The sequence below is a fragment of the Streptomyces scabichelini genome (assembly GCF_011045015.1).
GTDB classification, from domain to species: Bacteria; Actinomycetota; Actinomycetes; order Streptomycetales; family Streptomycetaceae; genus Streptomyces; species Streptomyces scabichelini.
The window spans coordinates 65,741-74,414 of record NZ_JAAKZY010000024.1; the positions used below are offsets into that span (position 1 = coordinate 65,741).

Consider the following 8,674-nt stretch of genomic DNA (forward strand, 5'->3'; position numbering starts at 1 on the left):
CGGGGAGCTACCCGGAGCCGGCGGGGCGGCACGAAGCAGGACTGGAGTTACACGAAGCCGGGGAAGGGCTTGGCGCCCATCAGGACCGCCCCGGCGCCGTCGTACATGCCCTCGGTGAGGAACGCGTGCTGCGGGACCACCGAGGCGTCACGCAGGTAGCGCTGCATGGGGTGGGCCGCGTTGATGGCCGCGGTTCCGGAGAGGGTGTAGGCGTCGCGGACGACGTCGAAGCCCACCCTGGCCGCGTGGGTCGCGGCCAGGCGGAGGACGCCTGCCTGCTCGGCGGTAGCGGGCGTGCCGCCGGCCACCGCCTGGTAGACCTCCTCGGTGACCTCGTAGAAGAAGGAGCGGACGGACCGCAGTTCGGCTTCCGCCTTGGCTACGGCGATCCGGTAGTAGGCGCGGTCGGCGAGCTTGGGGGCGCCGGTGAGGCCGGCCCGCCCTGCGCCGACGCGGATGGTGTGGTCGAGGGCGGCGCGGGCGATGCCTAGGTTGACGACGGCCAGCACCTGCGCGGCGTAGGCGATGGTCGGGTAGCGGTAGAGCGGCTCATCCACGACGGAGCCGCCGCCGCGGACGAAGGTCCACTCCTCGGGGACGACCACGCCGTCCACCTTCAGATCGTGGCTGCCGGTGCCCTCCATGCCGATGACGTCCCAGTTCTCCACGATCTCGACCTGATCGGGCTGGAGGACGGCGGTGCGCGGCTTGCCGGACGACGCGTCGCCCACGCCGATGCCCACCCCCAGGAGGTCGGCGCCCTTGCAGCCGCTCGCGAACCGCCAGTGGCCGGTCACCCTGAAGCCGCCGTCCACTTGCTCGGCCGGCTGTAGCGGGAACAGCCCTCCGGCGAAGACCACATCGGGCCCGTCGGCGTACAACTCGGCCTGGGTGTCGAGGGGCAGGCCTGCCAGATAGACGCCCGACGTCCCGAAGCTCGCGACCCAGCCGGCCGAGCCGTCCACCTCGGAGATCCGCTCGATCAGGCGCAGGAACTCCGCCGGCCGCAGGGCATCACCGCCGAACCGCTTCGGCGTCGTGGCACGGTAGAGACCGACCTGCTTGAATTCCTCGATCATGTCGCGCGGAACGTGCCGCTTCTCGGTGAATTCGGCGCGGCGGTCCGCGACGTGCGCGAGGACCTCCTCGAAGGTAGGCGCCGTCGGCCTGGCCGGGTCACCGTCCACTGATGGTTCGAGAGTTCGCGTCATCACCGGTTTCCTTGGCGGTAGCGAGGTTCGGCATGGGGCCGACCACTGTGCAGCGACGCTATTTTTGTTTCGCGGTCCCCACAATCGGGTGTGGCTGCAAGGCCAGTGAGCAATTCCCTCATCGGCATGAGGATTTCTTTACGGGCCGGTCGGTGCCGACGGGAGGGCGAACGAGAAGACCGCTCCGCGGGGGGTGTTCTCAGCGGCCTCGATGCGGCCGCGGTGACGGGTGACGATGCGGTGGCTCAACGCCAGACCGATACCGTTTCCGTTCTCCTTCGACGTGAAGACACCGTCGAAGACCTTGCCGCCGGGCACCGCGGAAAGCCCCTGCCCGTAGTCGCGGACGACCAGCTCCGCGTGCCCGTCCGAATGCCGCCCGGTGGCCAGCTCGACACGCCGCTGTTCCACCGGCCATCGCGCCATCTCGTCGATCGCGTTGAAGGCAAGATTCATCACGACCTGCCCGATGAGGACCTTTTCGCAGCGCACGGGGAGCGGCTCCGCGGTCAGGTCCAATGCGAGGGCGACGGAATGCTGCTGGGCCCTCAGGTCGATGAAGTAGAGGCAGTCCCTGACGATGGCATTGAGGTCTATGAGCTGCTCGGACTGTTCCAGCCGTACGACGTACTGCCTCAGGCTCTTGAGGATCTGGCTCGACCGCTCGATCTGGCGTTTGGCGTTCTCCAGCCCCCAGGCCACCTGCTCGTTCTCGCCGAAGCCGGAGTCGCCGAGCCTGCTCCGGGCACCCTCGACGAAGTTGTACGCGGCGGCGAGGGGCTGGCTGACCTCGTGGGCGATGGCCATCGCCATGTCCCCCATCGCGTTGTACCTGGCCAGGTGGTTGACGTACTGGGTGTCCCTGCGGTGCTCCTCCTCCGCGCGCACCCGGTCGGAGATGTCGTGGAACAGCAGAAGGTGCCCGCGGAGGTCACTCTCGATCTCGATGTACTGGCATGTGCCCGCGTACCAGCGGTGTTCCGCGCCGGGCGCGGCCAGCCGGTACCGCGAATCCTGCGGAGGCGCGCCCTTGGACGTCTTCTCGATGCTCTCGCTCAGCACCGCCCGGGACTCGGGACCGCAGAACCAGGCGAAGTCCGATCCGGTCAGTGTGGCGACGTCCACGTCCAGCAGCTTGGCGGCGGACTCGCTGGCGAAGACGACCACACCGTCGTCGTCGAGGACGACGATGCCCTCCGCGAGATTGCGCAGGAACGCCCGCAGCCGGCCCTCGGTCCTGAACAGGTCGCGCTGGGTGGCCTTCTCCTCGGCGATGTCGCGGAACTGCACCATCACGATCGGCCGGGACGGCAGTTCCACCCGGATCGCGATGGCCTCGGTGAGAATCTCCTCGCCGCTCTTCGACCGGTAGCACCACTCGGTGGCGCTCACTCCGTGGTCGACCGCCCGTCGCAGCCAGCGGTGCCCGAGTTCACGGCTGTACTGCTGTGCGTTCTTGGACATGTCCGGCGCCTTGAGGGGCTTCAGCTCGTCGACCGTCCACTCCAGCAGCTCACAAGCGGCCTTGTTCGCCCAGAGGATCTCGTACGTCCTGGCGTCGTGCAGCAGCACGCAGTACTTCAGGGCCTGGACGAGTTCCCGGTAGTCGGCCAGTTCGAGGTCGTCCACCCCGCGTCTCCGTATCACTGGGAGTGTCACTGGACCGGCAGTCCAAGACCCGCCTGGAGCAGGTCCCGGACGAGGGTCGCCATGCTCTCGGCACCGGCCTTCTCCCGGATGCGGGTGCGGTGCACATCGACTGTCTTCGTGCTGATCCCCAGCCGGGTCGCGATTGTTTTGCTGGGTACGCCGTCGATCACCAGGCGAAGGACCTCCAGCTCACGGGGGCTGAGGCTGACCAGACGTGCCTGGAGCGCCTGCTGCCTGGCCGTCCGGGCGAAGCGTTCCTGTGCGGTCCGCAGCGCCTGCTGGACAACATCGAGCATGTGCTGGGGATCGTAGGGTTTCTCCAGGAAGTCCACGGCGCCGTTCTGCAGTGCCCGCACGGACATTCTGATGTCGCCGTGGGCGGACACGAAGATGACCGGGATGGCTGATCCGGCCCGGTTCAGGATCTCCTGGAGCTGGAAGCCGCCCACTTCGGGCATGCGCACATCCAGCACCATGCAGGCGGGCTGCTGCGGGTCGTAAGACTCCAGGAAGGACGTCACATCGGTGAAGCACAGGGACCTGATCCTCACGGACTCCAGCAGCCAGGCCAGTGACCTGCACAGTTCCTGGTCGTCGTCGACGATGTAGACGACGCTGCCCGGCGGCTGCCCATCCGCCGGACCCAGGGACGCGTGTCGGGCCTGCATCGCCGTCACCTCCGGCTCACTCGTCCCACGCCGCTTGCGCGATCCAGTAGCTGCTGCCGTCGGCGCGGATCCCGTGCTCCCACTCGCTGGTCCGGCGCAGTGCCGGTTCGACGCGGGCGGTCGCGCGGTCCGCGGCGTCCGGCCCGTCCTCCTCGACCTGCCAGTGGACCCAGTTGATCTCCTTGCCCGCCTCGTCGTGGACGAAGAGGTCGACGTGATGCCATCCGTAGTCGTGGAGGTCGGCATAGCAGGTGAGGAAAGTCGTGCGCCCGCCCGAGTCGGTCATCTTGTCCTCGAATGCCGGAGGGATCTCTCGCCAGACGCTAGATGTCCGAGGATTCCGGGACAACCCAGGTATCTCTGTGTTCACCTGGGGAAATCCCTTACCACCGTAAAGGAATCCCCTACTTCCCCTACTCCCGCGCCGCACGGCGGATCTCCTGCGCGGTCCGGCCGAACTCCGCCTTGAGAGCGCGGCTGAGGTGCGTGGGATCGAGAATTCCCCAGCGGGCGGCGATCTCGACCGTCGTACGGTTCGTCAGCGATGGGCTGGAGAGGTCCCGGTGGATGCGGTGCAGGCGCTCCCGCCTGATCCAGGCCGCGAGGGACATGTCCCGCTGGTTGAGCAGCTTCTGCAGATAGCGCACCGAGATGCCGTGCCGTCGGGCGACGGAGGCCACTGACAGCGCGGGGTCGGCCAGATTGGCCAGGCAGTAGGCGAGGATCCGGTCGGCGAGGTCCGAAGTGGCCCCGGTGTCCGAGGGCACAGCATCGGTGAAGGCCGAGATGATCAACGAGATCAGCGCGTCCGCGAGGTGCACGGCGGCGGCCGGCGAGACCTCTTCGAGGTTTCCGCCGAGCCCGGTGATGCAGGACGACACGACCTGGCCGACTCCCGGGCCGGCCGACAGCGGAGATGCGCACCGCCGGCCGATCAGCTCGGCGTTGAGCCCGAGCCGCGAGCGGGGTATCCCGATGACGAAGGTGTCGAAGTCGTCCCAGTACCGCAGCTCATAGGGCCGTGTGGTGTCGTAGGCGACGAGATCGCCGGGCTGCAGGGAGCCTCGTCGGCCGTTCTGTTCGACACCTGCGCGTCCGCGCCGGTGCAGTGCGATCTTCACCAACTCGCGGTCACCGGAACCGATTTCACGTACATCCCTGCGGACTTTGCACGGTGTGCTGACGATCCGGGATATCAGGACCCCGTTGACCACCACACCTCCGAGGCTGGCATGCAGTCCGCCTTCTGCCGGAACGCGGATACGCAGAGGTACGAAGGATTCCGACGCGGCGGCCTCGAACTCGTCGATGCCCTCGTAGTCGTTGCGTCTCATGATTGCCCTCACTTGTGGGGCCTTGTACCGAGAGGAGGAAAGATAGCCCAGAATCCGCGTCACGCCGATTACTTTCTTGTCAACGTGTCGTCAAACGTCAGCCGGCCGTCGTTGCGCGAAACGTGCTCCCGATGCGTGATGCGGCCGGCTCCTGATGCGCGAACTGGCGAATGCCCGTGCGCGTGATGGCGCCCCGGCCGCTGCTGCGCTGTCTAACGTCACCGCCAGGCACAAGGCTGGGGAGCGAAACGACATGGCGAGAACAGAAACCACGGAACACGACTATGTGGTCGTCGGCGCGGGGTCGGCGGGCAGTGTCATCGCCCGGCGGCTGCTCGACCAGGGGCACAGTGTGCACGTCCTGGAAGCGGGGCCCGCCGACGACGACCCCATGATCAGCACCCCTCAGGCCTGGCCGGGGCTGCTGGGCGGCGACGTGGACTGGGCGGTGCCCACCAGCCCGCAGAAGCACGCCAACGGCCGCTCGATCATCTGGCCACGCGGCAAGGTGCTGGGCGGCAGCAGCTCGATCAACGGGATGATCTACATCCGAGGGCATCGCAGCGACTACGACTCGTGGGCCTACAACGGCTGCCCCGGCTGGGACTGGGACAGCGTGCTGCCACTGTTCAAGCGCTCGGAGGACCACGTCGACGGTGCGAGCGAATGGCACGGAGCCGGTGGCCCGATGCCGGTCACCCGTATCGCCGACCCGCATCCCACCGCCGTCTCCTTCGTCGAGGCGGCCACCGCTCTCGGCATTCCGCAGACCGACGACTTCAACGGCGAGCAGATGTCCGGCGTCGGCTTCAACCACCTCACTGCCCAGGACGGCAGGCGGATGAGCGCGTGGCAGAGCTTCATGGCTCCGGTGGCCGGCCACCCCGCGCTGACCGTCACCACCGGCGCCCACGCGCACCGGGTCCTGTTCGACGGCGAGCGGGCGGTCGGCGTCGAGTACGCGGTGGACGGAACCATGCACCAGGCCCGGGCGACGGGAGAGGTCGTCCTGAGCGCCGGAGTCATCGGATCCGCCCATCTGCTCCTGCTCAGCGGCATCGGACCGGCCGCGCAGCTCAAGCAGTTCGGCATCGAGGTCAGGAACGACCTCCCGGGCGTGGGCGAGAACCTGCACGACCACGCCGTCGTCTTCAACGTCTACGAGGCCACCAGGCCGCTGCCGCCCGGCAAAGCGAACCTGCTGGAAGCCCAGCTCTTCGCCAGCACCGACTCCTCGCGCCCCGGTCCGGATCTCCAGCCGCTGTTCTTCCACGTGGTGTACCCGGCGGAGAGCTATCCGGTCCCGGAGCACGGCTACACCATCACGCCCGGCATCGTACGGCCGCTCTCCCGCGGCACCCTGCGTCTGGCCTCGGCCGACCCCGAGGCGACGCCACTGGTCGACCCCAACATGCTGGCCGAGCGCTACGACCTCGAAGCGCTCGTGGACGCGGTGGAGATGTGCCGCGAGATCGGCGCGTCCTCCGCCTTCGACGAGTGGCGCAAGGCCGAGATGGCCCCGGGTCCTGAGGCCCGTACCCGCGACGACCTGCGCGCCTATGTGCGCCGCGCGGTCAGCACGTACCAACACCAGGTCGGCACCTGCCGCATGGGACTCGACTCCCTGTCCGTGGTGGACCCGAGCCTGCGCGTGCACGGCGTCCCGGGGCTGCGGGTGGCGGACGCGTCGATCATGCCGGCGGTCCCGTCGGGCAACACGAACGCGCCGTCGATCATGATCGGCGAGAAGGCGTCCGACCTCATCCTCGCCGACCGGTGACGACCACTTCAGCCCCCGCAGGAAAAGGACCGGAAGGACCAGCCATGGACATACCCTCGAGTCTGCTGATCGGCGGGAAGTGGCTTCCGGCCGCGGACGGCGCCGAGTTCAAGACCTTCGACCCGGCGACGGGAATACCGCTCGGCACGGTCGCCGAGGCCGGAACGTCCGACGTGGACGCCGCGGTCGACGCGGCACGCACCGCCTTCGAGGACCCCGCCTGGCGCACCATGCCGCCGGCGGCACGGGCCAGGCTGCTGTGGGCGGTCGCCGACCTCATCGAGAAGCACGCCGACGAGCTCGCCGAGCTGGAGACCCGTGACCAGGGCCAGCCGCTCGGCATCGCCAAGGGCCTCAACGTGCCGTTGGCCGCCGAGATGTTCCGCTACTACGCGGGCTGGTGCACGAAGATCGAGGGCTCGGTGTCCGCGGTGTCGATCCCTGGCACGATGCACTACACGCGACGCGAACCGGTGGGCGTGTGCGCGCTGATCACACCGTGGAACCTGCCGCTGGCGATCGCGGCGTGGAAGCTGGCCCCCGCGCTGGCCTGCGGCAACACGGCCATCCTCAAACCGGCCGAACAGACGCCGCTGACCACGGTGTTCCTGGCGCGGCTGTGCCTGGAGGCCGGGATTCCCGCCGGGGTGGTCAACTGCCTGACCGGCGGCCCGGAGGCCGGCCGGGCGCTGACCGAGCACGACGGCGTGGACAAGGTGTCCTTCACCGGGTCGACCGAGGTCGGCAAGCTGATCGTGGCCGCCGCCGCGGGCAACCTCAAGAGGCTAGGCCTGGAACTGGGCGGCAAGGCGCCCAGCATCGTCGCCCGGGACGCCGACATCGACGCCGCGGTGGCCGGCAACCTGCAGGGCGGGCTGCTCAACAGCGGCCAGGTCTGCGCCGCCTACACCCGCTTCTTCGTCGACTCCCGGCGGGTCGACGAGTTCACCGAGAAGATCGCGACCGCGGCGGCCGGCCTGCCCCTCGGCCCCGGCCTGTCCCCCGACACGGTGATGGGTCCGCTGGTCTCCCAGGAGCAGGTCGAACGGGTCGCCCACTACGTGGGGCTCGGTGTCGAGCAGGGCGCCGAGCTGGTGACCGGCGGCGCACGCCCCGACGGCGACCTCGCCGGCGGCTACTTCTTCCAGCCGACCGTCTTCAGCGGGGTCACAGACGACATGGCGATCGCGCGCGAGGAGATCTTCGGCCCGGTGCTGTCGATCCTCTCCTACGAGGACCCCGAGGAGCTGGTACCGAGAGCGAACGACACCGAGTACGGTCTGGCCGCCTGTGTGTGGACCAAGGACCTGACCACCGCGCACAACCTGGCCGCCACGATCCGGGCGGGCAGCGTCTACGTCAACATGCTGCCGTTCCTTGACCCGGCCGCACCCTGGGGCGGCTTCGGTGCCAGCGGCTGGGGCCGCGAGATGAGCGGGGCCGCGATCGACGAGTTCACCGAGACGAAGGGCGTGTGGATCAACCTCGCCTGAGTCGGGCGGATCGTGCAAGAGCAATCACTGAACATCAAAGAAGGCGCCTGACGTGGGCTGCGTGCCCGTCGGGCGCCTTCTCGTCACTCGCTGTGCGCATCGCCCGTTCTGCACGTGAGTGCTGCCCACACGGTGTTCCCCCCGGTGAGAGAAGAGCGTTCGGCTCCCCACTTGTCGGCGAAGTGCTGCACGAGTAACAGGCCGCGGCCGCCTTCGTCGTCGAGGCCGGGGTCGCGTGGGGGCAGGTTCCGTGCCGTCAAGTCCTGGTCGTGCACCTCGAGATGGAGCACCCCGTCCGTGGTGAGCCCGACGCAGCAGAGGATCCGAGTACTGGGCGTGTGACGTATCGCGTTGGTGACCAGCTCGGACAGGATCAGGATCGCGTCCTGGCGCACCTGTTCGGGCAGTCGCCAGGTGCGCAGCTTCTCACCCATCGCGCAACGGGCTTCACCGACGTCGGTCGGGCGTGCCGGGATTTCGAGCCAGTGGACTCGGTCCGGGGCGGCGCCATCGAGGAGTTGGGGGGAGGGAGGGGACG

8 protein-coding genes are annotated in these 8,674 nt (G+C 68.5%); 2 read left to right on the top strand and 6 right to left on the bottom strand.

From position 1 onward, the window contains the following. Positions 1-47: 47 nt before the first annotated feature. From G5C60_RS10520 to G5C60_RS10540, 5 genes are all read right to left on the bottom strand, one after another. A complete protein-coding gene (locus G5C60_RS10520; RefSeq protein ID WP_165257286.1) occupies positions 48-1,211 on the bottom strand; it encodes an acyl-CoA dehydrogenase family protein in 1,164 nt (387 codons plus the stop codon). A gap of 138 nt (positions 1,212-1,349) precedes the next feature. After that, the gene (locus tag G5C60_RS10525; protein WP_165257289.1) at positions 1,350-2,840 is read right to left on the bottom strand and encodes a PAS domain S-box protein; all 1,491 of its coding nucleotides are present in this window, start codon (positions 2,838-2,840) and stop codon (positions 1,350-1,352) included. 26 nt (positions 2,841-2,866) lie between these two features. Then, positions 2,867-3,529, bottom strand: coding sequence for a response regulator transcription factor (locus tag G5C60_RS10530; protein WP_165257292.1), 663 nt, complete (start codon positions 3,527-3,529; stop codon positions 2,867-2,869). Positions 3,530-3,545: 16 nt separating this feature from the next. Then, a complete protein-coding gene (locus G5C60_RS10535; RefSeq protein ID WP_165257295.1) occupies positions 3,546-3,815 on the bottom strand; it encodes a hypothetical protein in 270 nt (89 codons plus the stop codon). 127 nt (positions 3,816-3,942) lie between these two features. After that, complete coding sequence (locus G5C60_RS10540) at positions 3,943-4,863, bottom strand: AraC-like ligand-binding domain-containing protein (protein ID WP_165257298.1); 921 nt, start codon at positions 4,861-4,863, stop codon at positions 3,943-3,945. 253 nt (positions 4,864-5,116) lie between these two features. On the opposite strand from G5C60_RS10540, the gene G5C60_RS10545 reads away from it, so the two are divergent. Together G5C60_RS10545 and G5C60_RS10550 are read left to right on the top strand one after the other, a co-directional pair. Then, a complete protein-coding gene (locus G5C60_RS10545; RefSeq protein WP_165257301.1) occupies positions 5,117-6,643 on the top strand; it encodes a GMC family oxidoreductase in 1,527 nt (508 codons plus the stop codon). A 44-nt stretch (positions 6,644-6,687) separates the two neighbouring features. After that, the gene (locus tag G5C60_RS10550; RefSeq protein WP_165257304.1) at positions 6,688-8,136 is read left to right on the top strand and encodes an aldehyde dehydrogenase family protein; all 1,449 of its coding nucleotides are present in this window, start codon (positions 6,688-6,690) and stop codon (positions 8,134-8,136) included. 83 nt (positions 8,137-8,219) lie between these two features. Here the strand turns inward: G5C60_RS10550 and G5C60_RS10555 are convergent. Beyond that, positions 8,220-8,674, bottom strand: a 455-nt coding sequence (locus G5C60_RS10555) for an ATP-binding protein (protein WP_241266660.1), incomplete at its 5' end; no start/stop codon positions are given.

Excerpts from the sequence above, each read along its gene's own strand:
- G5C60_RS10520 (WP_165257286.1), bottom strand. The coding sequence starts at position 1,211 with ATGACGCGAACTCTCGAACCATCAGTGGACGGTGACCCGGCCAGGCCG.
- G5C60_RS10530 (WP_165257292.1), bottom strand. The coding sequence starts at position 3,529 with ATGCAGGCCCGACACGCGTCCCTGGGTCCGGCGGATGGGCAGCCGCCG.
- G5C60_RS10535 (WP_165257295.1), bottom strand. The coding sequence starts at position 3,815 with ATGACCGACTCGGGCGGGCGCACGACTTTCCTCACCTGCTATGCCGAC.
- G5C60_RS10540 (WP_165257298.1), bottom strand. The coding sequence starts at position 4,863 with ATGAGACGCAACGACTACGAGGGCATCGACGAGTTCGAGGCCGCCGCG.
- G5C60_RS10545 (WP_165257301.1), top strand. The coding sequence starts at position 5,117 with ATGGCGAGAACAGAAACCACGGAACACGACTATGTGGTCGTCGGCGCG.
- G5C60_RS10550 (WP_165257304.1), top strand. The coding sequence starts at position 6,688 with ATGGACATACCCTCGAGTCTGCTGATCGGCGGGAAGTGGCTTCCGGCC.